The organism is Nocardioides scoriae, from assembly GCF_900104965.1.
GTDB classification, from domain to species: domain Bacteria; phylum Actinomycetota; class Actinomycetes; order Propionibacteriales; family Nocardioidaceae; genus Marmoricola; species Marmoricola scoriae.
In genome coordinates this window covers 1,119,194-1,141,143 of sequence record NZ_LT629757.1, presented here as the reverse complement: position 1 = coordinate 1,141,143, position 21,950 = coordinate 1,119,194, and the positions used below count along the sequence as shown (strand labels likewise).

The window sequence follows — 21,950 nt, the reverse complement described above, 5'->3', positions numbered from 1 at the left end:
CTCGAGTGCCTGCGCCGGGTGTCCTGGACGGGGATCGGCCTCGCGTGCCTGGGGTTCGCCGTCGCCCTCGTGGAGGTCGCCCTCACGCACTGACGCAGACCGGTCGTGTGGCCGGCCCGTCGTGCGGCGCGCGTCCCGCGTGGTTCCCGGGGCATCGGGCACAGGAGGACCCCCACCAACGCGACGTTCCCCATGCGAGCACTGACCTTCCACGGCAAGCGCGACCTGCGGGTCGAGGACGTCCCCGACCCGCGCATCGAGCAGCCCAACGACGCCATCGTCAAGGTGACGTCGTCGGCGATCTGCGGGTCCGACCTGCACCTGATGGAGGTGCTCGGCCCGTTCATCGGCCGGGGCGCCGTCCTGGGCCACGAGCCGATGGGCATCGTCGAGGAGGTGGGCCCCGAGGTCACCCACATCCGGCCGGGCGACCGGGTGGTGGTGCCGTTCAACATCTCGTGCGGCCACTGCTGGATGTGCACCCGCGGGCTGATGGCGCAGTGCGAGACCACGCAGAACCGCGCCACCGGCAAGGGCGCCAGCCTGTTCGGCTACACGGACCTGTACGGCGCGGTGCCCGGCGGCCAGGCCGAGCACCTCCGCGTCCCGCAGGCCCAGTTCGGCCCGATCCCGGTGCCCTCGGACGAGCCCGACGAGCGCTTCCTGTTCCTCTCCGACATCATCCCGACCGCCTGGCAGGCCGTCGTCTGGGCCGACGTCCAGCCCGGCAGCACCGTCGCGGTCTTCGGGCTCGGGCCCGTGGGCCAGTTCGCCACCCGCATCGCCAAGCACCTGGGCGCCTCCCGCGTCATCGGCATCGACCGCGTGCCCGAGCGGCTGGCCATGGCCCAGCGCCACGGCATCGAGACCCTCGACGACTCGGGCGTCGACGACGTCCCGGCCGCCCTCCTCGAGCTGGTCGACGGTCGCGGCCCCGACTGCGTGGTCGAGGCCGTCGGCATGGAGGCCCACGGGTCGCCCTTCGGCAAGCTCGCCCACGGCATCGTCGGGATGCTGCCCGACGCCGTGGCCGCCCCGCTGGCCGACAGGATGGCCCTCGACCGCCTCGGTGCCCTGCACAGCTCGATCAAGTGCGTGCGCCGGGGCGGGACGGTCTCGGTCAGCGGCGTCTACGGCGGGGAGATCGACCCGATGCCGATGATGGAGATGTTCGACCGCGGGATCACGATGCGCTTCGGGCAGTGCCACGTGAAGCGCTGGATCGACGACATCATGCCGGTCGTGCTCGACGACGCCGACCCGCTCGGCACCCTGGACCTCACCACCCACCACCTGCCGCTCGAGCAGGCGCCGCACGGCTACGACCTGTTCCAGGAGAAGCAGGACGGCTGCATCAAGGTGGTGCTGAAGCCGTGACCGTCGCCGGGCCGGCCCGCCGCGTCCTGGTCACCGGGGCGTCCTCGGGCATCGGTCGGGCGACCGCGCACCGGCTGGCGACCGAGGGCGCGCGACTGGTCCTGGTCTCCCGGTCGGTCGAGGTGCTCGAGGAGGTCGCTCGCGAGTGCACCGCCCGCGGGGCGGCCGAGGTGCTGGTGGTGCCCGCCGACGTCGGCGACCACGCGGCCGTCGACGCGGCGCTGGCGACCGCCGTCGCCGCGTACGACGGGATCGACGGGGTGGTGCACGCCGCCGGCGTCGCGGCGTACGGCCGGTTCCAGGACGTGCCCCCGGAGGTCTTCGAGGGCGTCGTGCGGACCAACCTGGTCGGCACCGCCAACGTCGCGCGGGCCTCGCTGCGCGTGTTCGAGGAGCGCGGGGGCGGTTCGCTGGTGCTGCTCGGCTCGGTGCTGGGCAAGATCGCCACGCCCTGGATGTCGCCGTACGCCGTCAGCAAGTGGGGCGTGGCCGGGCTGGCCCGCTCGCTGCAGATCGAGGCCCGGCGCCTGCCCGGCACACGCGTCACGCTGGTGTCCCCGGGCGGCGTCGACACCCCGATCTACGACCTCGCCGCGACCGTCACCGGCCATGCCGGCAACCCACCGCCGCCGGTGACCACCCCGGAGCGGGTCGCCGCCGCCTGCGTGCGGGGGCTCGACCAGCAGCGCCGCGACGTCGACGTCGGACGGGGCAACAAGCTGATGGTCACCGGGTTCCGCCGGCTGCCGGGCGTCTTCGACCGGCTCGTGACCCCGCTGATGGACCGCTTCGGCCAGGACGGACGCACCAAGCCGGCCACCACCGGCAACGTGCTCGCCCCCGCCCGGGGCGAGGCAGTCCGGGGCCGCTGGCCCCACGTGTGGGGGCAGCTGCGCTAGCAGTGCCGCCTCAGTCGCCGAGCGGCCGGGGCGTCCAGGTCGAGGAGTAGGACAGCCCGCTGCGGCGGAAGAGCTGGGTCACCGGGCAGCGCCGCTCGAGCTCGGCGACGAAGTGGTCGAAGGTCTCGCCCTCGGCGTCGGTCTCCACGGTCGCCTGCACGCTGACCGAGCGGAAGTTGGCGTCGCCCTGCGCGCCGCCCACGAAGACGGACGGGTCGAGGTCGCCCTGCGCGGTGAACGTGAAGGCGCCGACCCGGAGCCCGAGGTCCTTGGCCACCAGCTGCGCACTGATCTGGTTGCACGACGTCAGCGCCCCCAGCGTGTAGGCCAGCGGGCTGGGGGAGGAGTCCTCGCCACCGAAGGCCGGGTAGGTGTCGGAGGTGAACCGGTGGGCGTGCTCGCCCTGCACGGTGATGTCCTGGGCGACACCCGAGCCGTGGCTCTCGACGACGAAGGGGACGAGGGGCATGACGTGCTCCGATCAAAAAAAGAGTAAGTAGACTTAGATACTACTTAATTCTTCAAGCACGATCGCGCCCGTCCGCTCGCCGGGCCCGCCCTCAGAGCCGCAGGCCGCCCTTGCGCAGCAGCGGCATGACCTCCTCGCCGAACTCCTTCAGCTCCTTCGCGTAGTCGAGGAAGCCGAAGATCGCGCCGCCCATCCCCGCCTCGTGGAGCTCGTGGAACTGCTCGGCCACCTGCTCGGGCGTGCCGATGAGGTTGGGTCCGCCCCAGCCGGCGATGAAGCGCTCCTGGAACTGCTTGATCTGGGTGCCGAAGGACGCGCTCTCGATGCCGAGGACGTACATGATGATCTGGGCCCCGGGCCAGTCGCCGGCGTCGATGATCGCCTGGTGCGCGGCCTTGGCCTCCTTCTCGGTCTCGCGGCAGATGACAAGGCAGGACAGGGCGCTGCTGCCCGAGGTCCGTGACCTGGTCCTCACCCACGGGCGCGCCCTCGCCGACCTGGGTCGCGCGGTGCGTGCGAGCCAGGCGCTGCGGTCGCTGAGGCCGCTGGTCTGACCCGTTGCCGCGCTCGCCCGGCCGGGCGAGGTCGTGGGGCCGGACGGGTCGTCCCCCGGTCGTTCCCCGGTCGTGCGCTAGGCGGACACCCCGGTGCGCCCGTCGGATATCGAGGGGTGGTGCCGCTGCACGAGGCTCGGCCTCGACTGCCCTCGACGACGGGGGCCCAGGAGAGGAGCACGACATGGGCGCACCACCGGTGCCGGAGGCCATCACGCAGGCGGTGCAGGACGCCGACGCGGCCCTGGGGCGGCTCGACGCCGCCCTGGCCCAGCTCGCGGACGGTGACCTCCACCGGGCCCACCGCGACGGCGGCTGGACCGTGGCCCAGGTGGTCTCGCACATCAACCTGTGCTCGATCCTGTGGCTCGGCGACGTCAAGCGCCTCGAGGCCGACCCGGACCTCGAGTTCGTCTTCCGCGAGGAGGTCGGCCACGACATGACCGGCTACCCGCCGCCGACCATCGACCTGGCCCGCCAGCAGCTGGCCAGCACCCGCCGGACGCTGACGACCGCGGGTGCCGCGGTGCCGACCGAGGTCCTGTCCCGCAGCGTCACGATCCCCGACCTGGGCACCATGACCGTGGAGGACTGGACGCCGCTGATCATCGGGCACGCCTCCGGCCACGTCGACCAGGCCTTCGACATCATGCGCGACCGCGACTTCGCCCCCGAGGGGGTCTGAGGTGCGCGCCGCCGTCCTGACGGGCCTGGAGCAGGTCGTCCTGGAGGACCGGCCCGAGCCCGAGGCGGGTCCCGGGTGGGTCGTGGTGCAGGTGGAGTCGGCGTCGCTGTGCGGCACCGACGTCCACCAGTACGACGGCCGCATCGACACGCCGTTCCCGCGGGTCCCGGGCCACGACTTCTCCGGCCGCGTGGACAGCGTCGGCGAGGGCGTCGACGAGTCGTGGGTGGGGCGGGCCGTGGCCGTCAAGCCGTCGCTGCCGTGCGGCCAGTGCCCCGAGTGCCTCACCGACAAGCCGTTCGACTGCAAGAAGAAGAAGCTGATCGGGCTGTGGTCCGACGGCTGCATGACCGAGCGGATCGCCGTGCCGGTCGTCAACCTGATCCCGCGGCCCGACGGTGTCGAGGCGTGGCAGGCCTCGCTGCTCGAGCCGCTGGCCGTCGGGCTCAACACCGTCGACCGGCTGCGGATCGTGCTCGGCGAGAGCGTGGTCGTCCTCGGTCAGGGACCGATCGGCCTCGCGCTGACCCGCCTGTGCGCCCTCTCGGGGGCGGGCAGGCTGATCGTGACCGACGCCCGGGAGGCGCCCTTCGAGGTCTCCCGGGCGTACGGCGCGAGCGACTGCATCGACGTCACGAAGACCGACGCCACGCAGGCGATCCTCGACCTCACCGACGGCGCGGGTGCCGACATCGTCATCGAGACCAGCGGGTTCCCGTCGTCCTCGGCGATGGTGCTCGACGCGGTGCGCAAGGAGGGCAAGGTCGCGCACATCGGCTGGGCCAACGACCTGCCGCCGCTGCCGGTCATCCCGATCATGGCCAAGACGCTGACCGTGTTCGGCGTCGGCGGCAACGGTGGCCGCGGCCAGTACGAGCGCAGCCTCGAGCTGGTCCGCAGCGGCCGGATCGACCTCGACCCGGTCGTCACCCACCGCTTCTCGCTCGACGACGTCGCCGAGGCGTTCGCCGTGGCGTCGTCGAAGAGCGACGGCGCGATCAAGGTCGTCGTCAACCCCTGAGCGGCACCGACGGGCCCCGGGGACCTCCCCGGGGCCCGTCGACGCGTCAGCCCGCGGCGCGCTTGTAGGGGTCCGGCGGGAACCAGCCGCGGTCCACGACGCGCTGGGCCCAGCCGCCGAGGATCCCCACGACCCGGTCGAGGTCGTCGCCGATCGCCGCGACCGCGGCGGCGACCGAGCGGTCGGTGGTGGCCTCGAGCTCCTCGCGGAACTCCCGGCCCGCGTCGGTCAGCCCACCGTCGCGCACCCAGCCGCGCTCCTCGAGGGCGCCGGTGGCGGCCTCCATCGCCTCGGGGCTCCACGCCCGTGAGCCGGTGTAGGCGAGCGCGTCCCACCCGACCCACAGCTCGGTCAGCTGGTTGGCCTGCACACCGTCGACCCCGGCCGCCACGAGGGTCGCGAGGTGGCCGTCGCCGCGGTGCTCGCGCAGGACCGTGCACGCGTGCCACAGCTGGCCGAGCAGGTCCTCGGGCCAGTCCAGGCCGCTCAGCCCGGCGTGCAGGGCCCGACCCGTCGGGTCGGCGGCGTCGGTGGCACGGCGCAGCACGGCCACGACCTCGGCCAGCTCGGCCGGCTCCCCGAGGCACTCGCGCAGGGCCGCCACGGCGCCCCGCTCCTTGGCGGCCCGCACGTCGGCGACCGAGGCCGTCTCGCGGGCCGAGGCGAACAGGCCGGCGACCAGCCCGGGCTCGAAGACCCCGAACGCCGCTGCGGCGACCGCCGGCTCGACGTCGCCCAGCACGCTGGCCCGGCTGTAGACGTAGCCCTGGAGGAAGTCCAGTCCCAGGGCGGCGTACGCGTCGTACGACGGCTCGCTCCAGAAGCAGATCGTGGCCAGCGGCTCGACCGCGTCGCGGAGCCGGCGGGCGGGGGTGCTCCAGTCGAGGTCGTGCACCTCTCCTGGGCGGTCGGTGAAGAACGCGGCCTGTGCCTCGGTGTAGTCCATGGCGGGATGCTGCCCCCGGGAGGGGCGGCGCACCAGGCCCGGCGCCACCTTCTGCTGGGAGCGGACACGGTGGTGCGCCCCCCGGATATCGAGGTCCGGACCGGTGTTGGCAGGCTGCAGCGAGGCATCGAGGAGGCCCCCGTTGACTGATCCGTCGTCCGCCCCCGTGGTCGACCTCGTGGAGGTGGGCCCGCGCGACGGGCTCCAGAACGAGGCCCGGACCCTGTCCGTCGAGACGCGCACCGCCCTGGTCGAGCGCCTGGTCGAGGGCGGGGTGCGACGCCTGGAGGCGGTCAGCTTCGTGCGCGGCGACCGGGTCCCGCAGATGGCGGACGCCGAGGCGGTGCTGGCAGGTCTGACGCCGCGCGACGACGTCGCCCTGATCGGCCTGGTGCTCAACCGCCGCGGCGCCGAGCGGGCCGCGGAGACCATCTGCGACGAGCTCAACATCGTGCTGCCCGTGACCGACGACTTCGCCACCCGCAACCAGGGCGTGACCGTCGAGCAGGGGCTCGAGCACGCCGCCGCCGCGGTGGAGGTCGCCCGCCAGGCCGGCAAGCGCGCGAGCGTGACGCTGGCCGTGGCCTTCGGGTGCCCCTTCCAGGGCCAGGTGCCGGTCGCCCAGGTGGCCCGCGTCGTCGAGCGCGTGGCCGACCTCGGGATCGACGAGCTGGCCTTCGCCGACACCATCGGCGTCGGGGTGCCGAGCCAGGTGCACGCCCTGGCGGAGCTGGTCCGCGGCGACGCCCGGGTGCCGGGACTGCGCTTCCACTTCCACAACACCCGCAACACCGGCTACGCCAACGCCTGGGCGGCCACCACGCTGGACCTCTCCGGCCACGGCGGACGGGTCTCGCTGGACGCCTCGGTCGGCGGCTTCGGCGGCTGCCCGTTCGCGCCGGCGGCCACGGGCAACATCGCCACCGAGGACCTGCTCCACCTGCTGCGCCGCTCGGGGGTCCCCGTCGAGGGCGCCGACGTCGACGCGCTGGGGTCCCTGGTCGACACGGCGAGCTGGCTCTCGGGCGAGCTCGACAGCCCGGTCCAGGCCCTGCTCGGCCGGGCCGGGGACCTGCTGGGCGGAGCGGCGTCGTGACCCTGGACCCCCAGCAGCCCCTGGCCGGCCTGCGCGTCGTCGAGCTCGGCAACTACATCGCCGCCCCGACCGCGGGCCGGCTTCTGGCCGACTTCGGCGCCGAGGTCGTCAAGGTGGAGCGGCCCGGCACCGGCGACGAGCTGCGCACCTGGCGGCTGTACGGCGGCGACACGTCGCTGCTCTACCGCACCATCAACCGCGGCAAGCGGTCGGTCGAGCTCGACCTGCGCACCGACGAGGGCCGCGAGACGGTGCTGGAGCTGCTCGCCCGCTCCGACGCGCTCATCGAGAACTTCCGCCCCGGCACCCTGGACCGCTGGGGGCTGGGCGCCGACGTGCTGGCCGAGGTCAACCCCGAGCTGGTCGTCGCCCGGGTCTCGGCCTTCGGCCAGACCGGACCGCTGTCGGGCCGGCCGGGCTTCGCCGCGGTCGCCGAGGCGTTCGGCGGCATGCGCGACCTGGTCGGCGACCCCGACCGGCCGCCCGCCCGGGTGGGCGTCTCGATCGGCGACTCGATCGCCGGGCTGTACGCCGCGTTCGGCGTGGTGATGTCGCTGCTGGACCGCGAGCGCCGCCGCGCCACGTCGGCCGAGGTCGTCTCGCCGGCCGAGCGCCACGTCGACGTGGCCCTGCACGAGGCGGTGTTCTCGATGATGGAGTCGCTGGTGCCCGACTGGTCGGCGTACGACGTGACGCGGCAGCGCACCGGCGGCCGGATGGAGGGCATCGCCCCGTCCAACGCCTACGTGTGCCGCGACGGGGCGTCCATCGTGGTCGCGGGCAACGGCGACTCGATCTTCGTGCGGCTGATGCGCACGATCGGCCGCGACGACCTCGCCGAGGACCCGACGGTCGCGGGGAACGCCGGACGCTGGGCCCGCCGCGACGAGCTCGACGAGGCCATCGAGGCATGGACCCGCCAGCACGACCGCGACGACGCGCTGCGGGTGCTGGACGACGCCGGCGTGCCCGCCGGGCCGATCTACCGCGCCGAGGACATCGTCGGCGACGAGCAGTACCGCAGCCGTGGGATGGTGCAGGAGCAGGCCGTCGACGTCGACGGCGAGCAGCGGGCCGTCGCCTTCCCGGGCGTGGTGCCGGTGCTGGGGGAGACCTCGCTGCCGATCCGCCACCTCGGCCCCGATCTGGGGGCCGACACCCGGTGGCTGCTGGAGGAGGTCCTCGGACGGACCCCACGGACCGAGGAGGAGACCGGATGACCGCCCTGCACGAGGACGACCACCGCACCGGGGAGCGGGGTGCCGCCGACGTGGCGGTGCTGCGCGAGGTCTCCCAGCGCGTGCTGTGGCTCTCGGCGGCCATCGTGGACGCCGCCAACCGGGGCCGCCCGAACGCCACCGGGGTCAAGGTCGGCGGCCACCAGGCCTCCTCCGCCTCGATGGTCGACATCTGCACCGCGCTGTGGTTCCACGAGCTGACCTCGCTGGACCGGGTGTCGGTCAAGCCCCACGCCTCGCCCGTGCTGCACGCGATCAACTTCCTGCTGGGCGACCTCGACCCGGCGTACCTGCCGACGCTGCGTGCCCGGGGCGGCCTGCAGTCCTACCCCTCGCGCTCCAAGGACCCCGACACCGTCGACTTCTCGACCGGGTCGGTCGGCATCGGCGCGACGGCGACGCTGTGGGCGGCGATGGCGCACCGCTACGTGCGCTCGCAGTTCCCCGACGCCCCGCCCGCCGGCCGGTTCGTGAGCCTGCTGGGCGACGCCGAGCTCGACGAGGGCGCCATCTGGGAGGCCGTGGCCGACCCGCAGGTGGCCAGCCTGGGCGAGCTGCTGTGGGTGGTCGACATGAACCGGCAGTCGCTGGACCGCGTGGTGCCCGACATCGCCGTGCAGCGCCTCGCGGCCATGTTCGAGGCCGCCGGCTGGCAGGTCGTCACGCTCAAGTGGGGCCGCCTGGTCTCCGCGCTGTTCGACCGTCCGGGCGGGTCCGAGCTGCGCCACCGCCTGGAGGCGATGCCCAACGAGGAGTACCAGCGGATGCTGCGCGTGGACCCCGCCGAGGTCCGCGACCGGGTGCTGGGCTCCGACTCCTCCGCCGAGCTGCGGGGCCTGCTCGACTCCCTCACGACCGAGCAGCTGGTCGAGGCCGTCCGCGACCTGGGCGGCCACGACCTCGGGCTGCTCGTCGACACGTTCGGCGCCGTCGACGACCACCGGCCGACCGTGGTCTTCGCCTACACCGTCAAGGGCCGCGGGCTCCCGACCGAGGGCCACCCCAGCAACCACTCCGCCCTGCTCGACGAGGCGCAGATGGCCTCGCTGGCCCGCGCCTGCGGCACCGACCTCGACGACCCGTGGGCGCCGCTCGACCCCGGCTCGGACGCCGCCGCGCTGGCCCGCCGCCGCGGGGAGCAGCTGAGCCGGGTGACTGTGAGCCCCACGGGCCCGCTGCGGGTCCCGACGTCGCTGGGCCACCCGCACCGCAAGACCGTCTCGACCCAGGCCGTCCTGGGCCGGCTGCTCTCGGACCTGGTCCGCGACGCGCCCGACGTGGCCGCCCGGGTCGTCACCTGCAGCCCCGACGTCGCCTCGTCGACCAACCTCGGCGGCTGGATCAACAAGACCGGCGTCTGGTCGGTCACGGAGCGCCGCGACTGGTTCGCCGACGACGCCGAGCGGGTGCTGCGGTGGTCGGAGTCGCAGACCGGCCAGCACGTCGAGCTCGGCATCGCCGAGGTCAACACCGTCGGCCTGCTGGGCGAGCTCGGCGCGACCTGGTCGCGGTGGGGCGAGCGGCTGATCCCGATCGCGACCTTCTACGACCCGTTCGTCGGGCGGGCCCTGGAGCCCTGGTCCTTCGGGATGTACGCCGGCGGGCAGTCCATCCTGGTCGGCACCCCCTCGGGCGTGACGCTGGCCCCCGAGGGCGGGGCCCACCAGTCGGTCTCCACCCCGTCCATCGGGCTGGAGCAGCCCGGTTGCGTGGCCTGGGAGCCGGCCTTCGCCCAGGACCTCGAGTGGTGCTTCCTGCACGCGATGTCCCAGGTCGGCGTGGCCGGCGGCACCTCGGCGTACTTCCGGCTCTCGACGCGCCCGGTGGACCCGGCCCTGGCGCGGGTGCCGCACGACGAGGTGCTCGCCGAGCGACGCCGCCAGCACGCCGTGGCGGGCGGCTACCGGATCACCGACCACGACCCCGCGACCGAGCAGGTCACCCTGGTCGGCGTCGGCGCGATCCTGCCCGAGGTCCTCGAGGCCGCGCGCGTGCTGCAGGCGCAGGGCGTCGTCGCCGGTGTGGTGTGCCTGACCAGCCCCGACCTGGTCTTCCGGTCCTTCCAGCAGCGGGGCAGCCGCTCAGCGGGAGGCAGCGACGTCCTCGACCTGCTGCTGCCGGCTGCCCACCCGGCGCCGCTCGTCACCGTGCTGGACGGCCACCCGCACACGCTCGCCTTCCTGGCCGGAGCCCGCGGTGACCGGATCCGGTGCCTGGGCGTGAGCGACTTCGGCCAGTCCTCGGACCTGCCCGACGCCCACCGCATCCACGGCATCGACGCCGGCTCGGTCGCCGGGGCCGCGCTGGACCTGCTGGGCCGCTGACCGGCCCCGGGGACCACGACGGGGCCGACCGGTCCGTGGTCGGGTGGGTCGTCCCGTCTTGGGGGCGTGGCTAGTGTGACCGCTGTCACCGAACCGCGTCGCGGGAGGACGAAGTGCGCAGAGAGTTCCTGGCGGGCGACGCCGTCATCGCCACGCAGAGCCTCGAGGAGGCCCGTGACGCGGTGACCCGGGTCTACCTGCCGCACGAGCTCGTCGGGCCGCAGGACGCGATGGACATGCGGCTGAACGCGACGAGCGACCGCTACCTCACGCTCGGCTACCTCACCTACCAGGCCGAGACCGAGCTGCGGATGCCGCCGGCCGAGCAGTGGTACCACGTCAACCTGCAGCTGACCGGCGCCACCTGGGCCTCGCGCAGCGACGGCCGCACGGAGGTGACCCCGGCCGGGGCGCGCGGGCTGGTGCTCAACCCCCACCAGGCGAACACCGTGCGGTGGTCGCCGGACGCCGAGCAGCTGATCCTCAAGGTCTCGCGGAGCAGCCTGGAGACGCACCTGGCCGAGCTGATCGGCCGGCCGGTGACCGAGGTGGTCGACTTCGACTTCGGCCTCGACCTCGCCAGCAGCTCGGGACAGGCGCTGCTGCGCTCGGTCCGCTTCCTGGCCACCGAGCTCGAGCGCGCCGACGGCGTGCGCGACCGGCCGCTGGCGCGGGCCCAGCTCGAGGCCTACGTCCTGACCAACCTGCTCACGGCCGGGCGACACCAGTACTCCGACGCCATCGCCGGGCGCGAGGACACCACGCGCCTGGGACGGGTGGCACTGGTGCTGCGCCACGTCGACGAGCACGCCCACGAGGAGCTCACGCCGGAGGTGCTCGCTCGAGTGGCGTGCGTCAGCGTCCGGTCGCTGCACGCGGCGTTCCAGGAGGAGCTGGGGGAGTCGCCGATGGCGTACGTGCGCCGGGTGCGCCTGGCCAAGGTGCGGGCCGACCTGCTGCGCGCCGACCCGCGCAGCACCCGGGTCACCGACGTCGCGCTGAGCTGGGGGTTCTTCCACCAGTCGCGCTTCGCCCAGCAGTACCGCGAGCAGTTCGGCGAGCTGCCGAGCGCGACCCTGCACGCCTAGGGACCGGAGCGGGCCCGCCGAGCGGCAGCCCGCCCGGTGCCGCCCGGTGCCGCCCGGTGCCGCCAGCGGACGTCGGAGCGCGGTGAGCGGATAGCCCCGGGCGGAGGTCGCTCGTAGCGTCGGGACCCCAGTCGTCCCCCCACCCAGGAGCTCCCGTGACCGAGACCGTCTCCGACACCGCCACGCAGAACGGCGCGCTGGAGTCCTTCGGACTCTTCATCGACGGCCGACAGGTCGCGGCCGCGTCGGGCCGCACGTTCGAGTCCACCAACCCCTTCACGGGACGGACCTGGGCGACCGTGGCCGACGGCGGGCCCGAGGACGTCGACCGCGCGGTGGCCTCGAGCCGGGCGGCGTTCGAGGGGGAGTGGGGCCAGATGTCGGGGTTCGGCCGCGCCGCGGTCCTGCGTGACATCGCCACGGCCATCACCGACAACGCCGAGCGGCTCGCCCTGCTGGAGGTGCGCGACTCCGGCAAGCTGATGCGCGAGATGCGCGGCCAGCTCCAGGGCCTGGGGGTCTGGTACTCCTACTTCTCCGGCCTGGCCGACAAGATCGAGGGCCGCACGGTGCCGGCCATCTCCCAGAGCACCTACTTCGGCTACACGCTGCGCGAGCCCGTCGGCGTGGTCGGCGCGATCACGCCGTGGAACTCGCCGCTGCTGCTGCTCACCTTCAAGCTCGCGCCGCTCCTGGCCGCCGGCTGCACCTGCGTGGTCAAGCCGTCGGAGCACGCGCCCGCCTCGACGGTCGCCTTCGCCGAGGTGCTCCACGAGGCCGGGCTGCCGGCCGGGGTGCTCAACGTCGTCACGGGCTGGGACCGCTCCACCGGCGAGGCGCTGGCCTCCCACACGGGCGTGGACAAGGTGGCGTTCACCGGCAGCACGGCCACCGGGGCCAAGGTCGCCCAGGCGGCCGTCGCCAACATCAACAAGGTCACCCTGGAGCTCGGCGGCAAGTCCCCGCAGGTCGTCTTCGCCGACGCCGACCTCGACGCCGCCGCCAACGGGCTGGTCGCCGGCGTCTTCGCGGCGACCGGACAGACCTGCATGGCCGGCTCCCGGTTGATCGTGCACGAGAGCGTCAAGGACGAGCTGGTCGCCAAGGTCGCGGCCCGGGCCGATGCCATCACCCAGGGGGACCCGACCGAGGCGGAGACCGAGATGGGTCCGGTCGCCAACCAGCCGCAGTACGAGAAGGTGCTCGGCTACCTCCAGGGCGCCCGCGACGAGGGCTGGACGATCGCCGCCGGCGGTGGCCCCAACGAGGAGCTCGGTGGGCTGTTCGTGCGGCCCACGGTCGTCGTGGCCGAGCCCGACGCCACGATCGCGCGCGAGGAGGTCTTCGGGCCGGTCCTCACGGCGTACACCTTCACCGACGAGGAGGAGGCCGTCCGCCTGGCCAACGACACGCCGTACGGGCTGGCGGGCGCGGTGTGGACCAAGGACGTCCACCGCGCCCACCGGGTGGCCGCGGCGATCAAGGCCGGCACGGTGTGGGTCAACGCCTACCGCGTGGTCGCGCCCAACATGCCCTTCGGCGGCTACGGCCTCTCGGGCATCGGTCGGGAGAACGGCTCGCAGGCGGTCGACGAGTACCTCGAGCACAAGTCGGTCTTCGTCGAGCTCACCGGCGGCACCCGGGACCCGTTCAAGCTCGGTTGAGCGGCGACGGGCCTACGCGGCGCGGGGGCGCAGCACCGCGACGTGGCGACCGGCGGCCTCGGAGATGCGCAGCAGGTCGAAGCCGGTCGCTGCGGCCAGGTCGGGCATCGCGCGGGTGCCGACCGTGGCCCAGCTGAAGGGGGCGGTCTCGCGCTGGCCGAGCCGCAGGCGCACGCCGCGGTGGACGCGCACGCCGTCGTCCGCGGTCACCTCGACCACGACGGTTCCGTCGGGGGAGAGCAGCTGGCGCGCCCGCCGCAGCAGCCGCGTGGGCGAGCCGCCGATGCCGATGTTGCCGTCCGCGAGGAGCAGGTGCTGCCACCGGCCCCGGCGCGGGAGGTCGTCGAAGACGTCGTGGACGGCCGCCGCGGCGCCGCGGGCGCGGGTCTGGCGCACGGCGACGGGGGAGATGTCGATGCCCAGCACGTGGTGGGCGCGGGCCGCGACGGCAGCGCTCAGGCGGCCGGGGCCGCACCCGATGTCGAGGGTGGGGCCGGCGCAGGAGTCGACGAGCAGCTCGACGTCGGAGAGCGACGCGGTCTCCGCCCACCGGGCGGCCTGGACCGGGGTGGTGCGGCCGTCGTCGAGGACGAGGCGGCAGTCGGCCCCGGAGTACGCCGCGTCCATGGCCTGGGCCGCGGACAGCGTCCGAGCGCGGGCGGGAGCGGTGGTCGACGTGTGCTGCACGGCAGTGGTTCGGTCCCGCCGGCCCGGCGGATTGGTCGGGCCGTCGCGCGGGAGTGGTCGGGTCAGGCGTGGTGCTGCATCTGGGGCCAGACGGTCGCCCAGCCCCCCAGCGGGTTGCGGCAGACCGTGATCGGCTGGTCCTGCTCCTGGTTGCCGATGCCCAGGCCGTTGTCGAGCTGGGCCACGATCCGGCAACTGGCGAACCAGCCGCGCAGCCGGGACGGGGAGGTGCCGACGACGACGGCGACGGTGGCCGACTCCGGCGGTCGGCCCAGGTAGTAGAGCTCGTTGTGGGCGCTGTAGACCTGCGTGATGCCGTGGTCGGGGCCGTAGCGCGCGAGGGCGCCGGCCTCGCCGTAGTTGTCCGCGACCACGACGCTGCGCCGGCGCTGGGCCGGGGGGAGGGCGTCGCGGACCTCGGCCACCCGGGCCACGTGGGCGGGCCACCCGATCTGGTCCTGGCCGACCTGGTTGAAGGTGGTGATCGGGGTGGCCGACAACCACGCGAGGGGCACCACGGGCAGCGCGACCAGCACCGAGACGGTCGCGTTGGCCACCACCGCGGGCACCACCCACCGCTGTCGGGCGACCACGACGCAGCCGGCGGCGAGCACCACGCTGAGCAGCCCGAGGGGGTAGTAGGGCTGGCTGCCGCCGAGCAGGGTCAGCGCCACCACCACGGGCAGCGCGGCGGCCAGGAACCGGAGCTCCGGGTGGATCGAGCCGCGCCACAGGGCGACCAGGCCGGCGCCCCACACCGGGACCAGCGGCAGGCCCAGCATCACCAGCAGCAGCGGCAGCGTGACCAGGCGGACCTCGGTGCCGTTGGCGTCGGCCAGGGCCTGGCCCATCGTCAGCTGGGGCCAGTCGTGGGTCGCCTGGTAGACGAGGTTGGGCGCGCCGACCACCAGGGCGACCAGACCCGCGCCCCACGGCCACGGCGAGCGCAGCAGGCGGCGGGGCCCGACCAGGGCGATGCCGGCGACCACGCCCACGACGAGCACGGCCACCAGCAGCTTGTTGTAGGTGCTCAGGCCGACGACCAGGCCCGCCAGCAGCCACCAGCGGGGCTCCTCGCGCACCACGGCGCGGACCACCAGCAGCACGATCAGCGGCCACAGGACCAGGTCGACGGTCGCGGTGAGCAGCACCCGGGAGAACTCCAGGGGCAGCAGCGCGGTGCCGTACGCCCAGGCGCAGAGCGTCTGCGCCGACCGGTCGCCGCCGAGCTCGCGGGCGAGCAGGGCCATCACCACGACCGAGCCGGCCATCAGCAGCGTCGCGGGCAGGTGCATCGCCCACACCTGGTCGACCAGGCCGGCCATGGTCCGGGCGATGAACGGCGTCAGGGGCGGCTGGTCGACGTACCCCCAGCGCGCGGGGAGCATCCGGAAGTAGAGCTCGTCGCGGTGGTAGCCGTAGGCGCCGCTCGACAGCGTCAGCGCCAGCGCCACCACGACGGTCGGGAGCAGGATGCTCCGCCAGGCGACGGGTCGCACCTCGCGGCGCCCGCCGACGTCGCGACCCAGCTCCGTGGTCGTCACGTCTCCCCCTCGCCGCTCACGGGTGCGGTGCGCCGTCCGGGCACGGCGTCGCCCCACGAGGATGCCCTGCCGCCCCAGCGGGCGGCCACCTGGGTCCACGCGTCGTCGCGGCGGTGGTGTGTGCGGGCACCCCAGCGGGTAGCCTGGGGTCTCCTCCAGGCTGGTGACCACGGCGCTCGGTCGACTCTGCCCGGAGAGGCACGTCATGGGCATCCGTCCCGCAGGGTGGTACCGCGTCACGGACCACCACCTGCAGCACCGCTACTGGGACGGCGCGGCCTGGGGACCGCTGACGCCCCCGCACGTCACGCCGCGGGCGACCGCTGCCACGTCCGGCTACCTGGCGGGCCGCGCGGTGGGGTTCGTGGTCGCCGGTCGCGGCGTCGACGACGACGAGCTGAACGGGCCGCGCAGGGCTGCTGCGGCAGCGGGAGCGCGCACGCTCCTGATCGCGCCGCAGGTCGGGACGGTCATCACCCTGCGCGGCGAGGTGCCGGTCGCGACCCACGACGTGGACGCGACGCTGGGCGAGCTCGACGACCGGGAGGTCGACGCGCGTCGACGTACAGCGTAAGGCTGGGCCTCGCGCCGGGCGCCGCCCCCCGTCCGACACGCCGAAGGGCGCCGGCCTCCCGGTCGGCGCCCTCCGTCATCGGTCCACGGACCCCTCAGCGGGGCCAGCTGGTCTGGGTGACCTCACCCCCGCGGACCTCGACCCGCAGCTGCACGTCGTCGGTGTCCTTGACGACGAGCACGTAGGACCCCTCGACCACCTCGCCGAACACCAGCGAGGCGACCAGGCCGTCGGCCACCGGACGGCGCACCACCGCCACGTGGGGGTGGTGCGTGTGGGTCCCGTGGTCGTGCGCGTGGTGGTGCCCGCCGCCGGGCGCCCCGGCCGGTCGGATCTCGACCTCGACGCCCTCCATCTCGTCGGGCACCTCGACGACCACGGCACCGACGTCACCGCCGATGTCGAGCAGCACCGCCCCCTGGCCGGCGTACGGGTTCTCGACCGTGGCCGCGCTCACGACGCCGCCGCCGTCCCCGGCACCGTCTGGTAGCCACCACCGGGCAGCCCCAGGTAGGGGAAGTGGTCGAGCAGCGGCGAGTTGGTGTTGCTCGTGCCGTCGGTGAGCGCCGCCGCCGCGTCGTCCGGGGTGTACGACGGGTCGACCAGCGGGATGGTGGCCCCGGCGATCGCCTTGAGCTCGATCGCCACCACGTCGTCGCTGATGCGTCGACCGTTGGGGAAGCCGGCCGCGTCACCTGCGACGAGGCCGCCGTCCTTCGGGTCCTGCGACGGCGGGATCGCCAGGTTGAGGCGCAGCATGTCCGCCTGCACCGGACCCGTGTAGTTGGCGAAGCCGGGGACCACGCCCTTGGGGATGCCGGTCAGCAGGATGGCGTTGAGGTCGGCGCGCGTCTTCTTGTACGCCGCCAGCCTCGGGAAGACCGAGGGGTACAGCGCCGGGAGCAGGCCCTGCAGCTCGGGCTTGTTGACGTACTTGGCGTAGGCACGGTCGTCCTCGGGCGGCCGGACGTTCCACTCGTCCTTCTCCGCCATCGGCACCAGCACCTCGTTGAACAGCGGGTTGCCCAGGCGGGAGACCTGGACCCAGGGGCCGCGGTTGACGAAGCGGCCCTGCTTGCGGTCGAAGACCCGCCCGCGGCGCCGGCTGGCCGTGGCCCAGACGCCGATCACCGAGTCGGTGCGCAGCGGGTCGGTGGGCCGGTTGTTCTTGCGGCTCAGGTCCGAGATCGGCACCTGGATCGCGATCGTGTGCACGTTGTAGGACTGCACCGAGTTGACGCCGTTCATGTTCGGCATCGAGATGACGTGCGCCTCGTTGAAGGGCCGCAGCGCCCCCAGGTCGAAGATGCTGCCCAGGTCGACGTGGAAGGCGTCGGCCCGCTGCCCGGCGAAGACGGTCCGCGACCCGAGCCGGTGCACCGCCTGGCCGGCCAGCTTGGCGTAGTCGGGCGTCGAGCGCGGCCCGACGTTGACCGGCGGGGTCGACAGGTTGCTGCCGATGACCCGGCTGCTGCGGCCCTCGGTGCGGGTCACCTTGTAGAACTGCGGGCGGTTCCAGGTGGCGTCGTCGATGTCGTTGATCGGACCGGTGTTGTAGAGGAACGTCTTCTTGTTGCGCACCACGGTGCGGAAGTCGAAGCGGTAGCGGATGTCGGTCCTGGCCCGGCCGCCGTTGGAGATGTGGATGTCGTAGACGACGTCCTCGCCGAACTCGTAGAAGTTCGGGCCCCCGTCCGGCTGCTGCAGCGGGATGAAGTTGGCGATCAGGGTGACCGTGTCCGGCTTGTCGGGACTGCGGAACGCGTAGACGTCCGTGCCGTCGGCGACGGGGTCCTTCGAGATCTCCGGGGCTTCGCGGTGGCTCGACATCACTGACCCCCGGCCGCGTTGAGGAGGCGGTTGACCAGGTCGAGGTCGTGGACCACGACCTCGTCGTCGCCCACCATCAGGACCACCTCGTCCGAGGTGGGGTCCTCCACGTAGGCCACCACGCTCTCGGTGGCGCTGCCGTCGTGACGCCTGGTCGTCCGGGCCGCCGCGGGACCGGCGGTCAGGCCGATCACCCCCGCTGCCGTCCCGGCTCCGGCCACCGCCAGGAACTTCCTTCTGCCTGTCTCGCTCATGAGCTCCACCTCCGACATGGGCACCCCGGTGTGAGGCACGCCACAGAGGGGTTCGGAGCGGGGGTGGGACCGGATGGGCTCGGAGCCAGATCAGATCGGTTCCAGACGAGCGGCGGCCGGGACGGCTGCCACGGTGCGTGCTCGCGGGCCGCCGGCCACGGCCTCGCCCTGCTGGATCGAGTGACCGCGCCGGCGAGCTGGTCGCGGGTCGAGAGCTCCGTGGGTCTCCTCTCGTCGCGGTGGGGGAGCAGTAGCGTCTGGGACATGTCGCGACCTGTGTCCGGGCGCACGCGCCCCGTCCTGACGGCGGTCCAGGCGGCCCGGGAGGCCGAGCGCTTCGCGCTGCTGGCCGATCCCGTCCGGGTCCGGTTGCTGCACGCGCTGGCGTCCTCGGCGAGCGGGACACCGGTCGAGGACCTGGCGGCCGCGGTGGGGCTCGACGGCTCCGAGTGCGCGCGTCAGGTCGGGCTGCTGCGCGGGGCCGGGCTGGTCCTGGTCGAGGGCTCCGACGCCACCGGCACGGCCCGGGTCGACCCGACGGGCCGGACCCAGTTGCCCGTCGCCCTCGACCTGGTCCTCGGGACGGCGGCCGTGCCGGCGTACCGGCTCGAGGACCTGCCTGCCGACGTCGCCACCCGCACCGTCCGTGCCGCCGACATGCCCCACGTGCTGGCCGTCTACGAGGAGGGGATCGCCACGCGCCAGGCGACCTTCGAGACCGTCGTGCCGAGCGCGGAGGAGCTCCAGGCGAGGTGGCGGCCCGGCCTGGCGTGGGTCGCCGAGGTCGACGGCGCCGTGGTCGGCTGGACGGCGGTGACGCCGGTCTCCGGTCGTGCCTGCTACGCCGGTGTCGGGGAGACCTCGGTCTACGTGGCCGCATCGGCCCGGGGCCGCGGCGTGGGCCGTGCGCTGCTCCACACCCAGGTGACCGAAGCCGAGCGCGCCGGCGCCTGGACGCTGCAGACCGCGATCTTCCCGGAGAACCACGCCAGCCTGGCCCTGCACCGGTCCGCCGGCTACCGCTCGCTGGCCGTGCGGGAGCGGATCGCCCGCCTCGACGGCACCTGGCGCGACACCGTGCTGCTCGAGCGCCGGGTCAGCGCGTCGAGGGGCGCGTGGTGACCCGCACGACCCCCGGGACGCTCGCCACGCTGGCCTCGGCGAGGGCGACGTCGTCGGGGGTCGTGGGACCCACGACGGTGACGACGCCGTCGGCGACCTCCGCCCGCCACTCGGGGTGGAGCAGGTCTCGCAGCAGTGACACGACCTCGTCGCGGACCTCCTCGTCGCCCCGGTCGCGGAAGCGCACCAGGTCGCTGCGGCTGACGACGCCCACGAGCGCGCCGTGGTCGTCGACGACCGGGAGGCTCTTGAAGCCTCCCGTCGCCATGGTGCGCACGACGTCCGCGACATCGGTGGCGGCGTGCGCCGTGACCGCCGGTGACGTCATCACCTCGCCGACGGTGGTCCCGGTGGGCCCCGAGCGCTCCGGGGGAGGACGCAGGTGGGCCCGGCGGTCGGGCGGGAAGGCGTCGCGCAGCAGGTCCGCCTCGCTCACCACGCCCACCACGGTTCCCCCGTCGACGACGGGGAGGGCCGAGATCCGGTGCCGCGAGAGCGCGGCCGTGGCGTCCCTGGCCGAGGTCGTCGGGGTGACGGACACCGGGTCGGGCGTCATGGCGTCTCGTACGAGCACGTGGTCCTCCGGTGCGGGCAGGGGGCGGGTGACCACCGTCCCCCGCGGCGGCGTCCGGGACAAGCCGGGAGTCCTCGACCGGCGCGGCGAGGGTGCCGTAGCGGTTCCCGGGTCGTGAGGCCCAGCGGGCGCTCGGGCGCCCGGTGGCACCCACGACCCGAGGGGCTCAGCGGCGGACGCCCTTGCGCCAGGCGCTGAAGGAGGTCAGTCGCTGCTGGGCCGGGCGGGCGAGCCACGGCCAGGGGTGGAGCTCGGCCAGCGTGACGGCGGCGGAGCGGCGGGCGAACCCCGGCACCGGGGCGTACGTCGCGGCCACGGGGGTCTCGCCCAGCTCGTCGGGCACCCGCCCGAGACGCACGTCGACCTCGCGCCGCTCGGCCAGGTCGGCGAGGCACTCGGCCAGGAAGACCAGCCGCTTGCCGGACAGCCGCAGCGCGCGGAGCAGCGGCTCGTCGTACACGAAGACGACGGGCAGGTCGGGGTGCGCGGCCAGGGCGGGGTCGCCGTCTCCCAGCGACTCGGCGGTCAGCCAGACCGCGGCCGGCTCGCCCTCGCGCACCACCACGTCCGGCCCGGCGCCGGGCCCGGTCGTCGAGGCGGTCGGCGTGCCCGCGACGGCCGGACCCCGCTCCGCGTCGGGCCAGTCCTGGATCGGGCAGGCCTCGCGCAGCGGGCACGAGCGGCACAGCTGGGGGGCCCGCTTCTCGACCTGCCAGCGGCTGAAGCCGTAGGGCTTGCCGGTGCCCGTGCCGACCGTCCACTGCCAGCCGAGCCGGTTGGCGGCGCGCGAGCCGTCGAGCAGGTGGCGGAAGAAGTCGTCCTCGCCCTCGCGCCAGTCGCGGCCGTGCCGGACCGTCCAGTGGGAGGCCCACCACATCCGGGTCTGGTTGACCAGCCATCCCTCGCCCTCGAGCTCGTCGCGCAGCCAGGAGGTGCACGCCATCTGCTCGTCCCACTCCGCCGGGGCCGCGGGGTGCGGCGGGTCGAAGCGCAGCGGCTCGGCTGTCGCCGCGCCGGTGCGGGCGTAGAGGTGGCGGGCGAACTCCTGCCACATCAGCTCGTCGCGGAACCGCCGCTTGTCGTTGGCCGGGGCGTCGGCCACCGCGTCCCAGACCTCGGGGAGGCCGAGCAGCCCGTGGCGGACGTACGGCGAGAGCCGGCTCGCGCCCCGTCGCCCCTCCGGCAGCACCGTCGAGCGGGACCGGGCGTAGCCCGCGACGTCGAGGGTGGCGAGCGCGGTGTCGGCGGCCGCCTGCCCGCCGCGGTGGCCACCGGGGCGGATCCCGTCGGGGCCCTCCAGGGCGAGCTCGCCCAGGTGGGTCGCCACCCAGGCGACGACCGCCTCCGTGTCGTCGACGGGGGGCAGCGGGGGCAGGGAGGGCACGGGCCCACCCTGCCAGGCGGCACCCGAGCCGTTGCCTCAGTCGAGCGGGCTCGGCGGCGGCCGGAAGCCGGCGCGCCCGCTCGTGGCGGCCGAGCGCAGCGCGGCGCGACCGACGGCCTGGGCCGAGCGCGAGAGCGGCGACGGGGGAGCACCCGAGATCGACGGGGGCATCACCACGACGGGGCAGGGGGCGGCGTAGACGATGCGGTGGGCGAGCAGCGGTGACATCGACGGCGTCCGGGGCGCGTCGATGACCAGCAGGTCGGCGCCGCGGGCCTCGTCGATGAGGCCGCGGCGCTTGTTGCCGCGGACCACGCGCAGCTCCACCCCGTGGTCCTCGCCCAGCACCTCGGCCACGTCGCGCTGCAGCTGCACCACCTGCTCGGCGTGCAGGTCGGCGGGGTCGGGCGGGACCCGGGAGGACGTGCCCGACGGGCCGGCCGGCACGTTGGGCACGCGGTAGACCCGCACGGCCACGAGCCGTCCGCCGTGGGACTCGGCCTGGGCGCGGGCCCACTGCAGGGCGGTGGGGGACTTGGAGGTCCCGCTCACCCCCACGACGACGGTGTACGGCGGGGTCTGGTCTGGCTCGGTCATGGCGGTCCTCGGCCTCTCGTGGG

The 21,950-nt window shown here is 74.3% G+C and carries 22 protein-coding genes; 11 read left to right on the top strand and 11 right to left on the bottom strand.

Annotation, left to right across the window (positions count from 1 at the left end):
- Positions 1–192 precede the first annotated feature (192 nt).
- Together BLU55_RS05490 and BLU55_RS05485 are read left to right on the top strand one after the other, a co-directional pair.
- Complete coding sequence (locus tag BLU55_RS05490; protein ID WP_091727017.1) at positions 193–1,377, top strand: zinc-dependent alcohol dehydrogenase; 1,185 nt, start codon at positions 193–195, stop codon at positions 1,375–1,377.
- Positions 1,374–2,276, top strand: coding sequence for an SDR family NAD(P)-dependent oxidoreductase (locus BLU55_RS05485; protein ID WP_091727014.1), 903 nt, complete (start codon positions 1,374–1,376; stop codon positions 2,274–2,276). The genes BLU55_RS05490 and BLU55_RS05485 overlap by 4 nt, the downstream gene beginning before the upstream one ends.
- Before the next feature lie 10 nt (positions 2,277–2,286).
- Here BLU55_RS05485 and BLU55_RS05480 read toward each other — a convergent pair whose 3' ends face one another.
- Together BLU55_RS05480 and BLU55_RS19360 are read right to left on the bottom strand one after the other, a co-directional pair.
- Positions 2,287–2,745, bottom strand: a complete 459-nt coding sequence (locus BLU55_RS05480; protein ID WP_091727012.1) for an OsmC family protein — start codon at positions 2,743–2,745, stop codon at positions 2,287–2,289.
- A 91-nt stretch (positions 2,746–2,836) separates the two neighbouring features.
- Positions 2,837–3,220 (bottom strand): LLM class flavin-dependent oxidoreductase, encoded by a 384-nt coding sequence (locus tag BLU55_RS19360; RefSeq protein WP_157682744.1) that lies wholly within the window; start codon positions 3,218–3,220, stop codon positions 2,837–2,839.
- A gap of 263 nt (positions 3,221–3,483) precedes the next feature.
- Between BLU55_RS19360 and BLU55_RS05465 the strand changes: the two genes are divergently transcribed.
- Positions 3,484–3,984, top strand: coding sequence for a DinB family protein (locus BLU55_RS05465; RefSeq protein WP_091727004.1), 501 nt, complete (start codon positions 3,484–3,486; stop codon positions 3,982–3,984).
- Position 3,985: 1 nt separating this feature from the next.
- Entirely contained in the window at positions 3,986–5,005 is a 1,020-nt protein-coding gene (locus BLU55_RS05460; protein ID WP_091727001.1) for a zinc-dependent alcohol dehydrogenase, read from the top strand.
- A 46-nt stretch (positions 5,006–5,051) separates the two neighbouring features.
- On the opposite strand, the gene BLU55_RS05455 is transcribed toward BLU55_RS05460, so the two are convergent.
- Positions 5,052–5,951 carry an SCO6745 family protein gene (locus BLU55_RS05455; protein ID WP_091726998.1) on the bottom strand — a complete coding sequence of 300 codons (900 nt, stop codon included), beginning with the start codon at positions 5,949–5,951 and terminating at the stop codon, positions 5,052–5,054.
- A gap of 142 nt (positions 5,952–6,093) precedes the next feature.
- Here BLU55_RS05455 and BLU55_RS05450 point away from each other — a divergent pair, with 142 nt between their 5' ends.
- The 5 genes from BLU55_RS05450 to BLU55_RS05430 all read left to right on the top strand — a co-directional run bounded on the left by BLU55_RS05450 (position 6,094) and on the right by BLU55_RS05430 (position 13,361).
- On the top strand, positions 6,094–7,047 hold the full coding sequence (locus tag BLU55_RS05450; protein ID WP_197681108.1) for a hydroxymethylglutaryl-CoA lyase: 954 nt from the start codon (positions 6,094–6,096) through the stop codon (positions 7,045–7,047).
- On the top strand, positions 7,044–8,267 hold the full coding sequence (locus BLU55_RS05445) for a CaiB/BaiF CoA transferase family protein (RefSeq protein ID WP_091726993.1): 1,224 nt from the start codon (positions 7,044–7,046) through the stop codon (positions 8,265–8,267). Before BLU55_RS05450 ends, BLU55_RS05445 begins: the two co-directional genes overlap by 4 nt.
- The gene (locus tag BLU55_RS05440; protein ID WP_091726991.1) at positions 8,264–10,609 is read left to right on the top strand and encodes a transketolase-like TK C-terminal-containing protein; all 2,346 of its coding nucleotides are present in this window, start codon (positions 8,264–8,266) and stop codon (positions 10,607–10,609) included. The genes BLU55_RS05445 and BLU55_RS05440 overlap by 4 nt, the downstream gene beginning before the upstream one ends.
- A 113-nt stretch (positions 10,610–10,722) precedes the next feature.
- On the top strand, positions 10,723–11,697 hold the full coding sequence (locus BLU55_RS05435) for an AraC family transcriptional regulator (protein WP_197681107.1): 975 nt from the start codon (positions 10,723–10,725) through the stop codon (positions 11,695–11,697).
- Positions 11,698–11,852: 155 nt separating this feature from the next.
- On the top strand, positions 11,853–13,361 hold the full coding sequence (locus BLU55_RS05430) for an aldehyde dehydrogenase (protein WP_231917059.1): 1,509 nt from the start codon (positions 11,853–11,855) through the stop codon (positions 13,359–13,361).
- A gap of 12 nt (positions 13,362–13,373) precedes the next feature.
- Here the strand turns inward: BLU55_RS05430 and BLU55_RS05425 are convergent, their stop codons facing one another.
- Complete coding sequence (locus BLU55_RS05425) at positions 13,374–14,048, bottom strand: class I SAM-dependent methyltransferase (RefSeq protein ID WP_197681106.1); 675 nt, start codon at positions 14,046–14,048, stop codon at positions 13,374–13,376.
- A gap of 62 nt (positions 14,049–14,110) precedes the next feature.
- Positions 14,111–15,592: a glycosyltransferase family 39 protein gene (locus BLU55_RS05420; RefSeq protein WP_172833871.1), complete on the bottom strand. Its 1,482-nt coding sequence runs from the start codon at positions 15,590–15,592 to the stop codon at positions 14,111–14,113.
- Positions 15,593–15,797: 205 nt separating this feature from the next.
- Here BLU55_RS05420 and BLU55_RS05415 point away from each other — a divergent pair, with 205 nt between their 5' ends.
- Positions 15,798–16,166 carry a hypothetical protein gene (locus BLU55_RS05415; protein WP_091726985.1) on the top strand — a complete coding sequence of 123 codons (369 nt, stop codon included), beginning with the start codon at positions 15,798–15,800 and terminating at the stop codon, positions 16,164–16,166.
- A 94-nt stretch (positions 16,167–16,260) separates the two neighbouring features.
- Here BLU55_RS05415 and BLU55_RS05410 read toward each other — a convergent pair whose 3' ends face one another.
- The 3 genes from BLU55_RS05410 to BLU55_RS05400 are packed head-to-tail and all read right to left on the bottom strand — an operon-like array spanning position 16,261 to position 18,250.
- Positions 16,261–16,623: a hypothetical protein gene (locus BLU55_RS05410; protein ID WP_091726981.1), complete on the bottom strand. Its 363-nt coding sequence runs from the start codon at positions 16,621–16,623 to the stop codon at positions 16,261–16,263.
- The gene (locus BLU55_RS05405; protein ID WP_091726978.1) at positions 16,620–17,996 is read right to left on the bottom strand and encodes a DUF4331 domain-containing protein; all 1,377 of its coding nucleotides are present in this window, start codon (positions 17,994–17,996) and stop codon (positions 16,620–16,622) included. Before BLU55_RS05405 ends, BLU55_RS05410 begins: the two co-directional genes overlap by 4 nt.
- Positions 17,996–18,250, bottom strand: a complete 255-nt coding sequence (locus BLU55_RS05400) for a hypothetical protein (protein WP_157682743.1) — start codon at positions 18,248–18,250, stop codon at positions 17,996–17,998. The genes BLU55_RS05405 and BLU55_RS05400 overlap by 1 nt, the downstream gene beginning before the upstream one ends.
- Before the next feature lie 264 nt (positions 18,251–18,514).
- Here BLU55_RS05400 and BLU55_RS05395 point away from each other — a divergent pair, with 264 nt between their 5' ends.
- Positions 18,515–19,372, top strand: coding sequence for a GNAT family N-acetyltransferase (locus BLU55_RS05395; RefSeq protein WP_091726972.1), 858 nt, complete (start codon positions 18,515–18,517; stop codon positions 19,370–19,372).
- Here BLU55_RS05395 and BLU55_RS05390 read toward each other — a convergent pair.
- The 3 genes from BLU55_RS05390 to BLU55_RS05380 form a co-directional block, all read right to left on the bottom strand.
- A complete protein-coding gene (locus tag BLU55_RS05390; RefSeq protein WP_091726970.1) occupies positions 19,347–19,928 on the bottom strand; it encodes a CBS domain-containing protein in 582 nt (193 codons plus the stop codon). The two genes, BLU55_RS05395 and BLU55_RS05390, sit on opposite strands and share 26 nt — an antisense overlap.
- Positions 19,929–20,112: 184 nt before the next feature.
- Entirely contained in the window at positions 20,113–21,330 is a 1,218-nt protein-coding gene (locus BLU55_RS05385) for an FAD-binding domain-containing protein (protein ID WP_091726967.1), read from the bottom strand.
- 36 nt (positions 21,331–21,366) lie between these two features.
- Positions 21,367–21,927 (bottom strand): universal stress protein, encoded by a 561-nt coding sequence (locus tag BLU55_RS05380; protein ID WP_091726965.1) that lies wholly within the window; start codon positions 21,925–21,927, stop codon positions 21,367–21,369.
- Between the last annotated feature and the right edge of the window lie 23 nt (positions 21,928–21,950).

Bases quoted from the DNA above. Each gene is read 5' to 3' on its own strand.
- BLU55_RS05490 (WP_091727017.1), top strand. From the start codon at position 193: ATGCGAGCACTGACCTTCCACGGCAAGCGCGACCTGCGGGTCGAGGAC.
- BLU55_RS05480 (WP_091727012.1), bottom strand. From the start codon at position 2,745: ATGCCCCTCGTCCCCTTCGTCGTCGAGAGCCACGGCTCGGGTGTCGCC.
- BLU55_RS05465 (WP_091727004.1), top strand. From the start codon at position 3,484: ATGGGCGCACCACCGGTGCCGGAGGCCATCACGCAGGCGGTGCAGGAC.
- BLU55_RS05455 (WP_091726998.1), bottom strand. From the start codon at position 5,951: ATGGACTACACCGAGGCACAGGCCGCGTTCTTCACCGACCGCCCAGGA.
- BLU55_RS05440 (WP_091726991.1), top strand. From the start codon at position 8,264: ATGACCGCCCTGCACGAGGACGACCACCGCACCGGGGAGCGGGGTGCC.
- BLU55_RS05415 (WP_091726985.1), top strand. From the start codon at position 15,798: ATGGGCATCCGTCCCGCAGGGTGGTACCGCGTCACGGACCACCACCTG.
- BLU55_RS05405 (WP_091726978.1), bottom strand. From the start codon at position 17,996: ATGTCGAGCCACCGCGAAGCCCCGGAGATCTCGAAGGACCCCGTCGCC.
- BLU55_RS05400 (WP_157682743.1), bottom strand. From the start codon at position 18,250: ATGAGCGAGACAGGCAGAAGGAAGTTCCTGGCGGTGGCCGGAGCCGGG.
- BLU55_RS05395 (WP_091726972.1), top strand. From the start codon at position 18,515: ATGTCGCGACCTGTGTCCGGGCGCACGCGCCCCGTCCTGACGGCGGTC.
- BLU55_RS05390 (WP_091726970.1), bottom strand. From the start codon at position 19,928: ATGACGCCCGACCCGGTGTCCGTCACCCCGACGACCTCGGCCAGGGAC.
- BLU55_RS05380 (WP_091726965.1), bottom strand. From the start codon at position 21,927: ATGACCGAGCCAGACCAGACCCCGCCGTACACCGTCGTCGTGGGGGTG.